This window comes from Klebsiella pneumoniae subsp. pneumoniae HS11286 (genome assembly GCF_000240185.1).
Classification (GTDB): Bacteria; Pseudomonadota; Gammaproteobacteria; order Enterobacterales; family Enterobacteriaceae; genus Klebsiella; species Klebsiella pneumoniae.
On the sequence record NC_016845.1, the window covers coordinates 616,090 to 632,108 of the forward strand.

The following is a 16,019-nucleotide window of genomic DNA, read 5'->3' on the forward strand; positions in this document are numbered from 1 at the left end:
GCGGCGGGCTATTGGCTACGCTTGCCCCGATGCCGATACAGCCACATCAGCTTATACGCCGCCGGAATGATAAACAGCGACAGCAGCGGGGCGGTGATCATCCCGCCAATCATCGGCGCGGCGATACGGCTCATGACTTCCGAACCGGCGCCGGTGCCCCATAAAATCGGCAGCAGGCCGGCGATAATCACCGCCACGGTCATCGCCTTCGGCCGCACGCGCAGCACCGCCCCCTGGTATAGCGCCTCGTCGAGCTTATCGACGCTGAAAGTCTGCGGATTCTCCAGCGATGGCTCCGCCTCGATGGCATGGCGCAGGTACATCAGCATCACCACGCCAAATTCTGCCGCCACCCCGGCAAGGGCGATAAAGCCGGTCCCGGTGGCCACCGACAGATGGAACCCCATCCAGTAGAGGAACCAGATCCCGCCCACAAGGGCGAACGGCACGCTGGTGATAATCAGCAGTGCTTCGCCGACGCGGCGGAACGCCAGATACAGCAGCACGAAGATAATCATCAGCGTCATCGGCACCATCAGCTTCAGCTTCTGATTGGCGCGCTCCAGCAGCTCAAACTGCCCGGAGTAGGACACACTGATGCCCGGCTTCAGCTTCACCTCCTTGCCGATGGCCTGCTGCAGATCGTGCACTACCGACACCATGTCGCGGTCGCGGGCGTCGATGTAGATCCAACTGGTCGGGCGGGCGTTCTCGGTCTTCAGCATCGATGGTCCGGTGACCACTTTCACCTCAGCCACGTCGCCGAGGACGATCTGTTGCTTCAGCGGCGTGAGGATCGGCAGCTGGCGCAGGGTCTCCGGGCTGTCGCGATAGCTCTGCGGGTAGCGGATGTTGATCGGATAGCGCTCGACGCCCTCTACCGTTTCGCCAACCATCGCCCCGCCGATGGCGGACGATACAAACAGCTGCACATCGCCGACGGTCATCCCGTAGCGGGCCGCCTTCTCGCGCTGAATATCAATGTCGAGGTAGCGCCCGCCGACCAGCCGCTCGGCTAATGCCGACGTGACTCCCGGCACGCTGCGCGCCACCCCTTCAATTTGCCCGGCGATGGCGTCGATATCGGCCAGGTTAGTGCCGGAAACCTTAATGCCGATCGGGCTCTTGATGCCGGTGGAGAGCATGTCGATGCGGTTGCGGATCGGCGGCACCCACAGGTTCGCCAGCCCTGGCAGACGCACGGTTTTATCCAGCTCGTCGACGATCTTCTCCATGGTCATCCCCGGCCGCCACTGATCCTGTGGCTTAAGCTGAATGGTGGTCTCCACCATCTCCAGCGGCGCCGAGTCGGTGGCGGTCTCGGCCTTGCCGGTTTTGCCGAACACCCGGGCCACTTCCGGCACCGCCATGATCAGCTTATCGGTTTTCTGCAGCATATCCGCCGCCTGCGCAGCGGAGATCCCCGGCAGCGTGGACGGCATATACAGCAGATCGCCCTCGTTGATCTGCGGCAGAAACTCGCCGCCGACCCGGTTAAGCGGCCAGACAACCGTCAGGATCGACAGGAGCGCAATCAGCAGGGTAGTCTTCGGCCAGTGCAGCACCTTCAGCAGCAGCGGGTGATAAATGCGGATCAAAAAGCGATTCAGCGGATTGCTGTTCTCCGCCGGGATCCTGCCGCGGATCCAGAAGCCCATCAGGATCGGGATCGCCACGATCGCCAGCAGCGCCGCCCCGGCCATCGACCAGGTTTTGGTGAAGGCCAGCGGGCCGAACAGTTTGCCCTCCTGGCCTTCGAGGGTGAAAATCGGGATAAACGACAGGGTGATGATCAGCAGGCTGATAAACAGCGCCGGGCCGACCTCCACCGAGGCCTCGGTAATTATTTTCCAGCGTGTGTCGTTGCTGAGCTTCTCTCCCGGGTGCTGATGCTCCCACTCCTCCAGCCGCTTATGGGCGTTCTCAATCATCACGATGGCGGCATCGACCATCGCCCCCACCGCAATGGCGATCCCGCCCAGCGACATGATGTTGGCGTTGAGCCCCTGGAAATGCATCATGATAAAGGCGAAGCACAGGCCGAGCGGTAGCGAGATAATCGCCACCAGCGCCGAGCGCACGTGCCACAGGAACAGGGCGCAGACTAGGGCGACGACGATAAACTCTTCCAGCAGCTTGTAGCTGAGGTTGTCGATGGCGCGGTCGATAAGCTGGCTGCGGTCGTAGGTGGTGACCACTTCCACCCCTTCCGGCAGGCTGCTTTGCAGCGACGCCAGCTTCTCTTTGACCGCCGAGATCACCTCGCGGGCGTTCTTGCCGGAGCGCAAGATCACCACGCCGCCGGCCACTTCGCCTTCGCCGTTAAGCTCGGCGATTCCGCGGCGCATCTCCGGGCCGATCTGCACCCGCGCGACGTCGCCAAGATAGACCGGCACGCCGTTATCCCCGGTTTTCAGCACGATATTTTTGAAGTCGTCGAGCGTCTGCAGGTAGCCGCTGGCGCGCACCATATATTCGGCTTCCGCCAGTTCGACGGAAGAGCCGCCCGCCTCCTGGTTAGAGGCGTCCAGCGCCGATTTCACTTCGCCGAGACTGATGCCGTACTGGGTCAGCTTCATCGGGTCGACGACAATCTGATACTCCTTGACCACGCCGCCCACCGACGCCACTTCCGAGACGTTAGGGATGGTTTTCAGCTCATATTTTAAGAACCAGTCCTGTAGGGAGCGCAGTTCGGCGAGGTCGTGCTTGCCGCTGCGGTCGACCAGCGCGTACTCGAAGACCCAACCGACGCCGGTGGCATCCGGGCCCATTTCGGCGCTGACCCCGGCGGGAAGTTTGCCCTGCACCTGGTTGAGATACTCCAGCACCCGCGAGCGCGCCCAGTAAGGATCGGTGCCGTCTTCAAAAATCACGTATACGTAGGAGTCGCCGAATTGCGAGAAGCCGCGAACCGTTCTGGCGCCGGGGACCGACAGCATGGTGGTGGTCAGCGGCCAGGTGACCTGGTTTTCGACGATCTGCGGCGCCTGCCCCGGATAGCGGGTTTTGACGATCACCTGTACGTCAGAGAGATCCGGCAGGGCGTCTACCGGGGTGTGGATGATGGTCCAGGTTCCCCAGATGCTGAGAAACAGCGCCGCCATCATCACCAGGAAGCGGTTGGCCACCGAGCGGCGGATAATCCATTCAATCATGGTTCCGTTCCTTAGTGCGCGTGGGCGGCAGAGGCCGCGGCATCAGGGGCCTGCGCGCGCATGCGCTCCAGCGCGCCGGCGATATTGGCCTCCGAGTCGATCAGGAACAGGCCGCTGGCGACGACTTTCTCACCCTCCTGCAGCCCGCTGCGAATGGCCGTGACGCCATTGGACTCATGGAATACCTGCACGATTTTCGGCACGAAGCGGCCCTCGTTATCCACGGTAATCACTCGCTGCTCGCTGCCGCTGTCGATCAGCGCTTTGGAGGGGATCAGCAGCATCGGGGCGCTTTCGCTGGTCAGCTGCAGGTAGGCGTTCATCCCCGGCTTCAGCGCTTCATCCGGGTTGTTGACCTGCAGGCGCAGCTGCAGGGTGCGGGTGGCGCTATCGACGCTGGGGAGAAGGGTCCATTTGCTGATGCGGAAGGTTTTGCCCGGCCAGGCGGGAACCTGAATGCTGAACTGCGAGGCGTCTTTAATCAGCCAGGCGATGGATTCCGGGACCGCCACGCTGACCCACACCGGGTCCATGCCCTGAATTTTCGCCACCACGTTATCTTTAGCGATGTTCATTCCGGCGCGCAGATCGAAGGCGGTGATCACCCCGTCGATGGGCGCCTTGAGGGTGAAGCGGGTCTGGATCTTGCGCGTGGCTTTCAGGCGGCGGATATCGTCGTCCGGCATTCCGGCGAGACGTAGACGCTCGAGGATCCCCTCGACCTGCGTAGCGGTGCCCCCGGTCTCCTGCAATAGCAGATATTCGCTCTGCGCTTCCACCCAGTCCGGGATGGTCAGCTCGAGCAGCGGCGTGCCTTGTTTCACTTTGTCGCCGACGGTCAACGGATAGACTTTATTGATAAAGCCCGCCGCCCGCGCCTGCATAATCACATACTGGTACTCGTTATAGCTGATGTTGGCCGGGAAGGTCTGGGCGTAGCGCAGCGGCCCGCGGGTAACGGCGGCGGTTTTCACCCCAAGATTCTGGGTCTGCGTCGGGTCGATACGCACCCCCGGCGCACCGGCGGCAGCACTCTCCTCATCGGCGTATTTCGGCACCAGATCCATATCCATAAACGGCGATTTACCCGGTTTATCGAAGCGGGTGTTCGGGTACATCGGGTCGTACCAGAACAGCACTTTACGCTGCTGCTCGGCTGCCGGAGCGGCAGCGTCGACCGGCGTTAGTCTGGCGTACAGCGCCGCGGTAAGCGCGCCGCCAATCAGCATGCTGCCGAGGATCAGCGCCGTATTTTTCAGTGTCAGGGATGCCATGTGTCGTCCATTCAGTTGTTGAGGGGGCCTACCGTCGCCGGGCCGTTATTGGGCGCGGATATCCTGTAACAGCGACAGATTGCCCTGCTGAACGAAGGTGAAGTCCACGCTGTCGCCATCCTTCACATTGTTGAGCTGCGTCTGCGGGGTGATGGTGAAGCGCATGGTCATCGGCGGCCAGTTCACCGCCGGGATGGCCTCGTGGGCGATGGTGATTTTTTTGTTATCCATATCAATAGCTTTAATGACGCCTTTGCCGCGGATGCTTTGCGCCTGCGCGGCGGCGGGCTGCTCGTGCATCACCATACCGGCGTGCGGGGCGGCGGCCTGGGCGGCGAACACCGCGCCAGAGAGCAGGGTGAACAGGGCGATTTTAGATAGTGAATTCATGTTCGGGACTCCTTGGGTTATTCCATCCAGCCGCCGCCGAGAGCGGTGAACAGGGTGATTTCATTTGCCTGACGGGAATAGTTGAGTTCCAGCAGGGTTTGTCGGGTGGTGAAAATATCGCGCTGGGCGCTCAGGACTTCGATATAGCTGACCGCGCCGTGGCGATAGAGCGCAGTGGCGCGCTGCAGGGTGATATTCAGCGAGGCGAGATAGCGCTCCTGCGCGGCAATTTGATCGGCCAGGCTCTGGCGCAGGGCCAGCGCGTCGGCCACCTCTTTAAAGGCGGACTGGATTTTTTGTTCATAGTTGACCACCTGCTGCTGCTGGCGGATCTCCGCCAGATCGAGGCTGGCCTGATTACGCCCGGCGTTGAAAATCGGCAGTTCGATTTTGGGAATGAAGTTCCACATCGCGCCGCCAGCGTTAAACAGGCTGGAGAGTTCGCTGCTGCTGCCGGAGAGCGAGCTGGTCAGGGTGATCGACGGGAAGAAGGCCGCCCGCGCGGCGCCGATGTTGGCGTTGGCCGCTTGCAGGCTGTGTTCGGCCTCTAAAATATCCGGCCGCTGCAGCAGGATCGCTGAGGAGAGCGATGGCGGCAGGGTTACGCCTTGCAGGTCCACGGCGCTGCTGGCGCTATCGTCCGGCAGATGTTGATAGCTGCCGAGCAGCAGTTGCAGGGCGTTATTGGCCTGCGCCAGCTGGCCCTGACGTTTGGCGATATCGGCGCGGGTGCTTTCGATCATGCTGCGCGCCTGCTCCAGCGCCAGGACGGTGGTGCTCCCGGTCAGCAGCTGTTTTTCAACGAAGGCGTAAGACTGCTGATAGTTCTGCAAGGTGTCGTTGGCCACCTGCAGCTGCGCTGCCGCCAGCCGCTGGTTGAAGTAGCTTTGTGAAACGTTAGCAATCAACAGGATATGCACCGCGCGCCGCGCCTCTTCGCTGGCGAAGAAGTTCTGTCGGTCGGCTTCGCTAAGGTTTTTCAACCGGCCAAAGAAGTCGAGGTCGTAGCTGAGGTTTAAGCCGGCGGCATAATCGCTGCTGGTGGTGGTGTCGCCTTTGAGCTTGCCGCCATAGGTGGTGCTGCCGTCACCGTTCAATTGCGGGTAGCGGTCGGCGTCGGTAACCCGATATTGCGCGCGAGCCTCCTGCACTTTCAGCGTCGCCATCCGCAGATCGCGGTTGTTGGTCAGCGCGGTGCTAATCAGGCTTTTCACCTGCGGGTCGACGAAAAAGGTGCGCCAGCCGGTCTCCTGGTAGCCCGCTGTCGCAGTAACCAGCTTGTTCTGGCTGAGAGAGAACTGCTGCGGCACCGGCGCTGCGGGGCGCTGATAGTCCGGAGCAAGTGACAGACAGCCGGTTAAGGTAAATATCACGCTGAGGGTAAGTAGCTGTATTGAGCGCATGGCGGCAGAAGTTTCGACGATTTATCCATGGCGGCTACTTTACGTAGCGGGCTCTGTTCAGGGCGTGACGGGAAAATGACAAAGCTGTCATTTTCCTGATATTTCATTGCTATCCGGAGGCGCTCCTCTAAAATTGAATACCCGCACAAAGCGCGCGTGAAGGAGCCTGCCGTGAAGATTTTGATTGTCGAAGATGAGAAGAAAACCGGAGAGTACCTGACCAAAGGGCTCACCGAGGCCGGCTTCGTCGTCGACCTGGCCGATAACGGCCTCAACGGCTATCACCTGGCGATGACCAGCGATTACGATCTGCTGATCCTCGACATCATGCTGCCGGATGTGAACGGTTGGGATATCGTGCGCATGCTGCGCGCCGCCGGGAAAGGCATGCCGATCCTGCTGCTTACCGCGTTGGGCACCATTGAGCATCGGGTGAAGGGGCTGGAGCTGGGCGCTGACGACTATCTGGTAAAACCGTTCGCCTTTGCGGAGCTGCTGGCGCGGGTGCGTACTCTGCTGCGCCGCGGGGCGGCGGTCATCGTCGAAAGCCAGTTTCAGGCGGCCGATCTCAGCGTCGATTTGGTCAGCCGCAAGGTGACGCGCGGTGCCACCCGCATCACCCTGACCAGTAAGGAATTCACGCTGCTGGAGTTCTTCCTGCGTCATCAGGGCGAGGTGCTGCCCCGTTCGTTAATTGCCTCGCAGGTGTGGGATATGAACTTCGACAGCGACACTAACGCCATTGACGTGGCGGTGAAGCGGCTGCGCGCCAAAATTGATAACGACTTCGAGCCGAAGCTGATCCAGACCGTGCGCGGCGTCGGCTATATGCTTGAGGTGCCGGATGGCCGCTAAGCGCCCCTTTTCCCTGGCCACCCGGCTGACCTTCTTTATTAGCCTCGCCACCATCATTGCTTTCTTTGCCTTCACCTGGATCATGATCCATTCGGTGAAGGCCCACTTTGAAGAGCGCGACGTTCACGATCTCAGACAGCTCAGCACCACCCTGGAGACGGTCCTCGACCACGCTGACTATCCGCAGGCGCGGCGGCTGGAGATCGTGAAGAATATCATTGCGGGCTACGCCAACGTCTTCATCTGCCTGGACGATGGCCAGGGCAATATTCTGTTCCAGTCGCCCAACGGGCCGGATCTCAGCCATATGCTGAGTACGCCGGGGCTGGCGATGCAGCTCCGCGACGGGAATGTGATTTCATGGACCGACCCGCAGCCGCGGGCAATGGCGCACGATAATCATCCACTGGAGACCCGCGCCTGGCGGTTGATCATGCTGCCGCTGGGCAAGCAGGCGGACGGTAAACCGGCGTACCACCTGCTGATGGCCTTATCCATCGATTTTCACCTGCACTATATTAATGAGCTGAAAGCGAAGCTGATCTCCGCGGCGTCGATAATCAGCCTGCTGATCATCGCCATCGTGCTGTTTGTGGTCTACCAGGGGCATAAGCCGATCCGCCAGATCAGCCGCCAGATCCAGAATATTACCTCGCGGGATCTCGATGTACGCCTTGACCCGCAGGCGGTGCCTGTCGAGCTGGAGCGGCTGGCGCTGTCGTTTAACCATATGCTGGAGCGGATAGAGGATGTCTTTACCCGCCAGTCTAATTTCTCCGCCGATATCGCCCACGAAATCCGTACGCCGATTACCAACCTGGTCACGCAAACCGAAATCGCCTTAAGCCAGAGCCGCAGCCCGCAGGAGCTGGAAGAGGTGCTTTACTCCAATCTCGAAGAGTTCTCGCGGATGTCGCGGATGGTTAGCGATATGCTGTTCCTCGCTCAGGCGGATAATAACCAGCTGATCCCTGAGCAACAGGCGCTGGATCTGGCCGATGAAGTGCATAAGGTGTTTGAGTTTTTCGAAGCGTGGGCGGAAGAGAAGGCGGTGGCGCTGCGTTTTGTCGGTAGCCATTGCCGGGTGATTGGCGATCCGCTGATGCTGCGGCGGGCAATCAGCAACCTGCTGTCGAACGCGATTCGCTATACGCCGGCCGGGCAGGCGGTGACCATCCAGTTGAGCGAAAGCGCGGAGACGGTACGCCTGGTGGTGGAGAACCCCGGTACGCCGATTGCCGCCGAGCATCTGCCGCGCCTGTTTGACCGATTCTATCGCGTCGACCCCTCGCGCCAGCGCAAAGGGGAGGGCAGCGGCATCGGCCTGGCGATTGTGAAATCGATTGTCGGAGCCCACCACGGCAGCGTGGCGGCGCAGTCCGATCTGCGCTCGACGCGGTTTATTGTGGTGTTGCCGAAATAGGCGCAATCCGCGAGTGATAGTTGAGTATGTGGCTTTCTGTCGCTATATTAAATGTACGGAAAATAACCGTACATGAAGTTTGCAACAGGCCGGAGATAACGTATGCCCGCACTTAAAAAGCAGCGTATAGATTTGAGATTAACCGATGATGATAAGAGCATCATCGAGGAAGCTGCGGCAATTTCGAATCAGACGATTACCCAGTTTGTGGTTGCCAGTGCCTCAGAACGTGCTGCGGAAGTGATTGAGCAGCACCGCAGAATGGTCCTCAATGAGCAATCATGGAGCCTGGTGATGGAGGCGATTACCCAACCGCCAGCCCCGAATGATCGACTGAAACGTGCAGCGAAGCGTCTACAAACCAGGTAAGGTAGAGCTAATGGAGCAGCAACTGACGATTGAGATGATTGCCGATGCGTTCAGCTACGATATCACTGGATTTGATTGCGGCGAGGAAGCGCTGAATACGTTTTTAAAAGAGCACCTCAAGCGGCAGCACGATGGACAAATCTTAAGGGGTTATGCGCTGGTCTCCGGGGATACCGTTCCCAGGTTGCTGGGTTATTACACCTTATCGGGGAGTTGTTTCGAGCGAGGCATGTTGCCGTCTAAAACTCAGCAAAAGAAAATCCCGTATCAAAATGCGCCAAGCGTAACCCTCGGGCGGCTGGCCATTGATAAATCTGTTCAGGGGCAGGGCTGGGGAGAGATGTTGGTTGCCCATGTGATGCGAGTGGTGTGGGGAGCGTCTAAAGCCGTTGGCATCTACGGATTGTTTGTTGAAGCCCTTAATGAGAAAGCTAAAGCATTCTATCTTCGTCTGGGGTTTATACAGCTCGTGGATGAAAATAGTAACTTACTGTTTTATCCGACCAAATCGATTGAACAGCTCTTTACTGACGATGAGTCATAAAAGAAACCGGGCAGCGCCAGGCGGCTGCCCGCAGTATCGCGACTCTCTTACTCTTCGAAGTACCAGTAGCCCTGATTAATCAGCCGCGTCAGTTCGCTCACGAACGCCGGATTCTGCAGGCCGCTGCCGAGCTCTTCCTGGCCTAATGAGGTATAGCGACACAGCGCATCCAGCGCTTCGGCATCGGTGGTGTCGAGTTGTTCGCTATGCACGAAGAAGCTGTCGCCGATATGCAGAACGCGCAGGCCGCTCAGGCGGGAAAGCTTTTCACCACCCAGCAGCGCATCGACCACTTCCTCTTCTTCATACGGTGGTTCCGCCGGCGCAATATCCAGCTCGTGACGCGGGGTGGTGACGAAACTGCCGAACCACTGCTTGAAGTCTTCCGGCTGGCGAATCATATCGATCATCATGGTGCGCAGACGTTCGAGTTCATACTCTTCAACCCGGCCCGGATGCTCGCGGCAGGTGAGGTCCGGATCGCTGTAGTGCTCGCCGCCGAGATCGTTCTCCAGCACATAGTCGGCGAAGCTGCTGATCAGGTCGCGGCCGTTTGGCCCGCGGAAGCCGACGGAGTAGTTCAGGGCGGTTTCGTGGGTTATGCCGTCGTGCGGGAATCCCGGTGGAATATAGAGGATGTCGCCTGGCTGCAGATCTTCATCAATGATCGGTGGGAACGGATCGACGTGCAGCAGTGCCGGATGCGGACAGAACTGACGCATCGGCAGCTTGTCACCCACGCGCCAGCGGCGGCTGCCCATGCCCTGAATAATAAAGACGTCATACTGATCGATATGCGGGCCGACACCGCCGCCGGGGACGGAGAAGGAGATCATCAGGTCGTCCAGGCGCCAGTCCGGCAGTACGCGGAACGGACGCACCAGCTCGGCGGCAGGCATATGCCAGTGGTTTACCGCCTGGGCCAGCAGGGACCAACCGGTTTCGCCCAGCCCGTCGAAATGTTCAAAAGGACCATTGCTGGCCTGCCATTTGCCGTTTTTCAGGCTGACCAGCCGGCTGTCGACTTCCGGCTCCATGGCTAATCCGGCCAGCTCGTCCGGAGTAATCGGGTCGACGAAGTCCGGAAACGCGTTTTTTAATACCACCGGCTGTTTCTGCCAGTATTTTTCTAAAAACTCGGGCCAGTTAATGTTGAGTTGATAAGCCATCGATTATTACCAGTAAGAAGAAACGGGCCTGATTATAGAAATGAGGGCCGGGCGGGCGCATTGTCGTGGGTCAAGAGTGGTGCTTAATTCACCATCGGCGCGATAATGGCGTTGGGTAAGAGAGAAAATCACATTTTCGCCAAAAACCGATCTTAGCGTAAATTGCGCTGCAGGCCGCATGAGCACTGGGATTGCGCCTTTAATGGTAAGAAGATGAATTAGCGAAAAGTTCAAATAATGAGCGGTCGATAAGATTTTTCTATTTTAACGCTTGCTACTTCCGGCGAACTCCCTATAATGCGCTCCCACTGACACGGCGGATGTGAATCACTTCACACAAACAGCCGGTTCGGTTGCAGAGAAAAATCCTGAAAAACGGGTTGACTCTGAAAGAGGAAAGCGTAATATACGCCACCTCGCGACAGGGCGCTAAAACGCGTCGCAACTGCTCTTTAACAATTTATCAGACAATCTGTGTGGGCACTCAAAGTGACATGGATTCTTAACGTCCTCGGACGAAAAATGAATACCAAGTCTCAAGAGTGAACACGTAATTCATTACGAAGTTTAATTCTTTGAGCATCAAACTTAAATTGAAGAGTTTGATCATGGCTCAGATTGAACGCTGGCGGCAGGCCTAACACATGCAAGTCGAGCGGTAGCACAGAGAGCTTGCTCTCGGGTGACGAGCGGCGGACGGGTGAGTAATGTCTGGGAAACTGCCTGATGGAGGGGGATAACTACTGGAAACGGTAGCTAATACCGCATAACGTCGCAAGACCAAAGTGGGGGACCTTCGGGCCTCATGCCATCAGATGTGCCCAGATGGGATTAGCTAGTAGGTGGGGTAACGGCTCACCTAGGCGACGATCCCTAGCTGGTCTGAGAGGATGACCAGCCACACTGGAACTGAGACACGGTCCAGACTCCTACGGGAGGCAGCAGTGGGGAATATTGCACAATGGGCGCAAGCCTGATGCAGCCATGCCGCGTGTGTGAAGAAGGCCTTCGGGTTGTAAAGCACTTTCAGCGGGGAGGAAGGCGTAAGGTTAATAACCTCATCGATTGACGTTACCCGCAGAAGAAGCACCGGCTAACTCCGTGCCAGCAGCCGCGGTAATACGGAGGGTGCAAGCGTTAATCGGAATTACTGGGCGTAAAGCGCACGCAGGCGGTCTGTCAAGTCGGATGTGAAATCCCCGGGCTCAACCTGGGAACTGCATTCGAAACTGGCAGGCTAGAGTCTTGTAGAGGGGGGTAGAATTCCAGGTGTAGCGGTGAAATGCGTAGAGATCTGGAGGAATACCGGTGGCGAAGGCGGCCCCCTGGACAAAGACTGACGCTCAGGTGCGAAAGCGTGGGGAGCAAACAGGATTAGATACCCTGGTAGTCCACGCCGTAAACGATGTCGATTTGGAGGTTGTGCCCTTGAGGCGTGGCTTCCGGAGCTAACGCGTTAAATCGACCGCCTGGGGAGTACGGCCGCAAGGTTAAAACTCAAATGAATTGACGGGGGCCCGCACAAGCGGTGGAGCATGTGGTTTAATTCGATGCAACGCGAAGAACCTTACCTGGTCTTGACATCCACAGAACTTTCCAGAGATGGATTGGTGCCTTCGGGAACTGTGAGACAGGTGCTGCATGGCTGTCGTCAGCTCGTGTTGTGAAATGTTGGGTTAAGTCCCGCAACGAGCGCAACCCTTATCCTTTGTTGCCAGCGGTCCGGCCGGGAACTCAAAGGAGACTGCCAGTGATAAACTGGAGGAAGGTGGGGATGACGTCAAGTCATCATGGCCCTTACGACCAGGGCTACACACGTGCTACAATGGCATATACAAAGAGAAGCGACCTCGCGAGAGCAAGCGGACCTCATAAAGTATGTCGTAGTCCGGATTGGAGTCTGCAACTCGACTCCATGAAGTCGGAATCGCTAGTAATCGTAGATCAGAATGCTACGGTGAATACGTTCCCGGGCCTTGTACACACCGCCCGTCACACCATGGGAGTGGGTTGCAAAAGAAGTAGGTAGCTTAACCTTCGGGAGGGCGCTTACCACTTTGTGATTCATGACTGGGGTGAAGTCGTAACAAGGTAACCGTAGGGGAACCTGCGGTTGGATCACCTCCTTACCTTAAAGAACCTGCCTTTGTAGTGCTCACACAGATTGTCTGATGAACGTAAAGAAGCAAGGCGTCTTGCGATTGAGACTTCAGTGTCCCCTTCGTCTAGAGGCCCAGGACACCGCCCTTTCACGGCGGTAACAGGGGTTCGAATCCCCTAGGGGACGCCACTTGCTGGTTCGTGAGTGAAAGACGCGTGCCGAACTATCTCAAAACTCATCTTCGGGTGACGTTTGAGATATTTGCTCTTTAAAAATCTGGATCAAGCTGAAAATTGAAACGACACACAGTTAATGTGTGTTCGAGTCTCTCAAATTTTCGCAATCAGAAGTGAAACATCTTCGGGTTGTGAGGTTAAGCGACTAAGCGTACACGGTGGATGCCCTGGCAGTCAGAGGCGATGAAGGACGTGCTAATCTGCGAAAAGCGTCGGTAAGGTGATATGAACCGTTACAGCCGGCGATGTCCGAATGGGGAAACCCAGTGCAATTCGTTGCACTATCGTTAACTGAATACATAGGTTAACGAGGCGAACCGGGGGAACTGAAACATCTAAGTACCCCGAGGAAAAGAAATCAACCGAGATTCCCCCAGTAGCGGCGAGCGAACGGGGAGCAGCCCAGAGTCTGAATCAGCTTGTGTGTTAGTGGAACGGTCTGGAAAGTCCGACGGTACAGGGTGATAGTCCCGTACACCAAAATGCACAGGCTGTGAACTCGAAGAGTAGGGCGGGACACGTGGTATCCTGTCTGAATATGGGGGGACCATCCTCCAAGGCTAAATACTCCTGACTGACCGATAGTGAACCAGTACCGTGAGGGAAAGGCGAAAAGAACCCCGGCGAGGGGAGTGAAAAAGAACCTGAAACCGTGTACGTACAAGCAGTGGGAGCACCTTCGGGTGTGACTGCGTACCTTTTGTATAATGGGTCAGCGACTTATATTCTGTAGCAAGGTTAACCGTATAGGGGAGCCGCAGGGAAACCGAGTCTTAACTGGGCGTTAAGTTGCAGGGTATAGACCCGAAACCCGGTGATCTAGCCATGGGCAGGTTGAAGGTTGGGTAACACTAACTGGAGGACCGAACCGACTAATGTTGAAAAATTAGCGGATGACTTGTGGCTGGGGGTGAAAGGCCAATCAAACCGGGAGATAGCTGGTTCTCCCCGAAAGCTATTTAGGTAGCGCCTCGTGAACTCATCTTCGGGGGTAGAGCACTGTTTCGGCTAGGGGGTCATCCCGACTTACCAACCCGATGCAAACTACGAATACCGAAGAATGTTATCACGGGAGACACACGGCGGGTGCTAACGTCCGTCGTGAAGAGGGAAACAACCCAGACCGCCAGCTAAGGTCCCAAAGTCATGGTTAAGTGGGAAACGATGTGGGAAGGCACAGACAGCCAGGATGTTGGCTTAGAAGCAGCCATCATTTAAAGAAAGCGTAATAGCTCACTGGTCGAGTCGGCCTGCGCGGAAGATGTAACGGGGCTAAACCATGCACCGAAGCTGCGGCAGCGACACTATGTGTTGTTGGGTAGGGGAGCGTTCTGTAAGCCTGCGAAGGTGTGCTGTGAGGCATGCTGGAGGTATCAGAAGTGCGAATGCTGACATAAGTAACGATAAAGCGGGTGAAAAGCCCGCTCGCCGGAAGACCAAGGGTTCCTGTCCAACGTTAATCGGGGCAGGGTGAGTCGACCCCTAAGGCGAGGCCGAAAGGCGTAGTCGATGGGAAACAGGTTAATATTCCTGTACTTGGTGTTACTGCGAAGGGGGGACGGAGAAGGCTATGTTAGCCGGGCGACGGTTGTCCCGGTTTAAGCATGTAGGCTGATTGTCCAGGCAAATCCGGATAATCAAGGCTGAGGTGTGATGACGAGGCACTACGGTGCTGAAGTAACAAATGCCCTGCTTCCAGGAAAAGCCTCTAAGCATCAGGTAACATCAAATCGTACCCCAAACCGACACAGGTGGTCAGGTAGAGAATACCAAGGCGCTTGAGAGAACTCGGGTGAAGGAACTAGGCAAAATGGTGCCGTAACTTCGGGAGAAGGCACGCTGGTGTGTAGGTGAAGTCCCTGCGGATGGAGCTGAGACCAGTCGAAGATACCAGCTGGCTGCAACTGTTTATTAAAAACACAGCACTGTGCAAACACGAAAGTGGACGTATACGGTGTGACGCCTGCCCGGTGCCGGAAGGTTAATTGATGGGGTTATCCGTAAGGAGAAGCTCTTGATCGAAGCCCCGGTAAACGGCGGCCGTAACTATAACGGTCCTAAGGTAGCGAAATTCCTTGTCGGGTAAGTTCCGACCTGCACGAATGGCGTAATGATGGCCAGGCTGTCTCCACCCGAGACTCAGTGAAATTGAACTCGCTGTGAAGATGCAGTGTACCCGCGGCAAGACGGAAAGACCCCGTGAACCTTTACTATAGCTTGACACTGAACATTGAGCCTTGATGTGTAGGATAGGTGGGAGGCTTTGAAGCGTGGACGCCAGTCTGCGTGGAGCCAACCTTGAAATACCACCCTTTAATGTTTGATGTTCTAACGTTGGCCCCTGACCGGGGTTGCGGACAGTGTCTGGTGGGTAGTTTGACTGGGGCGGTCTCCTCCCAAAGCGTAACGGAGGAGCACGAAGGTTAGCTAATCCTGGTCGGACATCAGGAGGTTAGTGCAATGGCATAAGCTAGCTTGACTGCGAGCGTGACGGCGCGAGCAGGTGCGAAAGCAGGTCATAGTGATCCGGTGGTTCTGAATGGAAGGGCCATCGCTCAACGGATAAAAGGTACTCCGGGGATAACAGGCTGATACCGCCCAAGAGTTCATATCGACGGCGGTGTTTGGCACCTCGATGTCGGCTCATCACATCCTGGGGCTGAAGTAGGTCCCAAGGGTATGGCTGTTCGCCATTTAAAGTGGTACGCGAGCTGGGTTTAGAACGTCGTGAGACAGTTCGGTCCCTATCTGCCGTGGGCGCTGGAGAATTGAGGGGGGCTGCTCCTAGTACGAGAGGACCGGAGTGGACGCATCACTGGTGTTCGGGTTGTCATGCCAATGGCACTGCCCGGTAGCTAAATGCGGAAGAGATAAGTGCTGAAAGCATCTAAGCACGAAACTTGCCCCGAGATGAGTTCTCCCTGAGACTATAAGTCTCCTGAAGGAACGTTAAGACGATGACGTTGATAGGCCGGGTGTGTAAGCGCAGCGATGCGTTGAGCTAACCGGTACTAATGAACCGTGAGGCTTAACCTTACAACGCCGAAGATGTTTTGGCGGATTTGAGAGAATTTTCAGCTCTGATTCAGATTAATCG

10 protein-coding genes and 2 rRNA genes are annotated in these 16,019 nt (G+C 57.1%); 6 read left to right on the plus strand and 6 right to left on the minus strand.

From position 1 onward, the window contains the following. Positions 1 to 8: 8 nt before the first annotated feature. The 5 genes from KPHS_05810 to KPHS_05850 are packed head-to-tail and all read right to left on the minus strand — an operon-like array spanning position 9 to position 6,332. Positions 9 to 3,158, minus strand: a complete 3,150-nt coding sequence (locus KPHS_05810; RefSeq protein YP_005224881.1) for a CusA/CzcA family heavy metal efflux RND transporter — start codon at positions 3,156 to 3,158, stop codon at positions 9 to 11. Positions 3,159 to 3,169: 11 nt separating this feature from the next. Continuing rightward, the gene (locus KPHS_05820) at positions 3,170 to 4,432 is read right to left on the minus strand and encodes an RND family efflux transporter MFP subunit (RefSeq protein ID YP_005224882.1); all 1,263 of its coding nucleotides are present in this window, start codon (positions 4,430 to 4,432) and stop codon (positions 3,170 to 3,172) included. Between the two features lie 45 nt (positions 4,433 to 4,477). Next, entirely contained in the window at positions 4,478 to 4,822 is a 345-nt protein-coding gene (locus tag KPHS_05830; protein YP_005224883.1) for a copper-binding protein, read from the minus strand. A 17-nt stretch (positions 4,823 to 4,839) separates the two neighbouring features. Next, on the minus strand, positions 4,840 to 6,225 hold the full coding sequence (locus KPHS_05840; protein YP_005224884.1) for a copper/silver efflux system outer membrane protein CusC: 1,386 nt from the start codon (positions 6,223 to 6,225) through the stop codon (positions 4,840 to 4,842). After that, positions 6,192 to 6,332 carry a hypothetical protein gene (locus KPHS_05850; RefSeq protein YP_005224885.1) on the minus strand — a complete coding sequence of 47 codons (141 nt, stop codon included), beginning with the start codon at positions 6,330 to 6,332 and terminating at the stop codon, positions 6,192 to 6,194. Before KPHS_05850 ends, KPHS_05840 begins: the two co-directional genes overlap by 34 nt. 64 nt (positions 6,333 to 6,396) lie before the next feature. On the opposite strand from KPHS_05850, the gene KPHS_05860 reads away from it, so the two are divergent. The 4 genes from KPHS_05860 to KPHS_05890 all read left to right on the plus strand — a co-directional run bounded on the left by KPHS_05860 (position 6,397) and on the right by KPHS_05890 (position 9,416). Then, on the plus strand, positions 6,397 to 7,080 hold the full coding sequence (locus tag KPHS_05860; RefSeq protein YP_005224886.1) for a transcriptional activator protein Irlr: 684 nt from the start codon (positions 6,397 to 6,399) through the stop codon (positions 7,078 to 7,080). Continuing rightward, positions 7,070 to 8,503, plus strand: coding sequence for a sensor kinase CusS (locus KPHS_05870; protein ID YP_005224887.1), 1,434 nt, complete (start codon positions 7,070 to 7,072; stop codon positions 8,501 to 8,503). Before KPHS_05860 ends, KPHS_05870 begins: the two co-directional genes overlap by 11 nt. Before the next feature lie 102 nt (positions 8,504 to 8,605). Further along, the gene (locus KPHS_05880) at positions 8,606 to 8,872 is read left to right on the plus strand and encodes a DUF1778 domain-containing protein (RefSeq protein ID YP_005224888.1); all 267 of its coding nucleotides are present in this window, start codon (positions 8,606 to 8,608) and stop codon (positions 8,870 to 8,872) included. Positions 8,873 to 8,882: 10 nt separating this feature from the next. Beyond that, positions 8,883 to 9,416, plus strand: coding sequence for a putative GCN5-related N-acetyltransferase (locus KPHS_05890; protein ID YP_005224889.1), 534 nt, complete (start codon positions 8,883 to 8,885; stop codon positions 9,414 to 9,416). Positions 9,417 to 9,463: 47 nt separating this feature from the next. On the opposite strand, the gene KPHS_05900 is transcribed toward KPHS_05890, so the two are convergent. Then, entirely contained in the window at positions 9,464 to 10,585 is a 1,122-nt protein-coding gene (locus KPHS_05900) for a cupin domain-containing protein (protein ID YP_005224890.1), read from the minus strand. 597 nt (positions 10,586 to 11,182) lie between these two features. On the opposite strand from KPHS_05900, the gene KPHS_r00190 reads away from it, so the two are divergent. Together KPHS_r00190 and KPHS_r00110 are read left to right on the plus strand one after the other, a co-directional pair. After that, positions 11,183 to 12,709, plus strand: a 16S ribosomal RNA gene (locus KPHS_r00190). Between the two features lie 350 nt (positions 12,710 to 13,059). Continuing rightward, positions 13,060 to 15,958 (plus strand): 23S ribosomal RNA (locus KPHS_r00110). Together the 16S and 23S rRNA genes form the textbook arrangement of a ribosomal RNA operon. The last annotated feature ends 61 nt before the right edge of the window (positions 15,959 to 16,019 follow it).

What these genes read in the sequence shown, in the direction of transcription:
- KPHS_05810 (YP_005224881.1), bottom strand. Translation starts at nt 3,158, where the DNA reads ATGATTGAATGGATTATCCGCCGCTCGGTGGCCAACCGCTTCCTGGTG.
- KPHS_05820 (YP_005224882.1), bottom strand. Translation starts at nt 4,432, where the DNA reads ATGGCATCCCTGACACTGAAAAATACGGCGCTGATCCTCGGCAGCATG.
- KPHS_05830 (YP_005224883.1), bottom strand. Translation starts at nt 4,822, where the DNA reads ATGAATTCACTATCTAAAATCGCCCTGTTCACCCTGCTCTCTGGCGCG.
- KPHS_05840 (YP_005224884.1), bottom strand. Translation starts at nt 6,225, where the DNA reads ATGCGCTCAATACAGCTACTTACCCTCAGCGTGATATTTACCTTAACC.
- KPHS_05850 (YP_005224885.1), bottom strand. Translation starts at nt 6,332, where the DNA reads ATGAAATATCAGGAAAATGACAGCTTTGTCATTTTCCCGTCACGCCCT.
- KPHS_05870 (YP_005224887.1), top strand. Translation starts at nt 7,070, where the DNA reads ATGGCCGCTAAGCGCCCCTTTTCCCTGGCCACCCGGCTGACCTTCTTT.
- KPHS_05880 (YP_005224888.1), top strand. Translation starts at nt 8,606, where the DNA reads ATGCCCGCACTTAAAAAGCAGCGTATAGATTTGAGATTAACCGATGAT.
- KPHS_05890 (YP_005224889.1), top strand. Translation starts at nt 8,883, where the DNA reads ATGGAGCAGCAACTGACGATTGAGATGATTGCCGATGCGTTCAGCTAC.
- KPHS_05900 (YP_005224890.1), bottom strand. Translation starts at nt 10,585, where the DNA reads ATGGCTTATCAACTCAACATTAACTGGCCCGAGTTTTTAGAAAAATAC.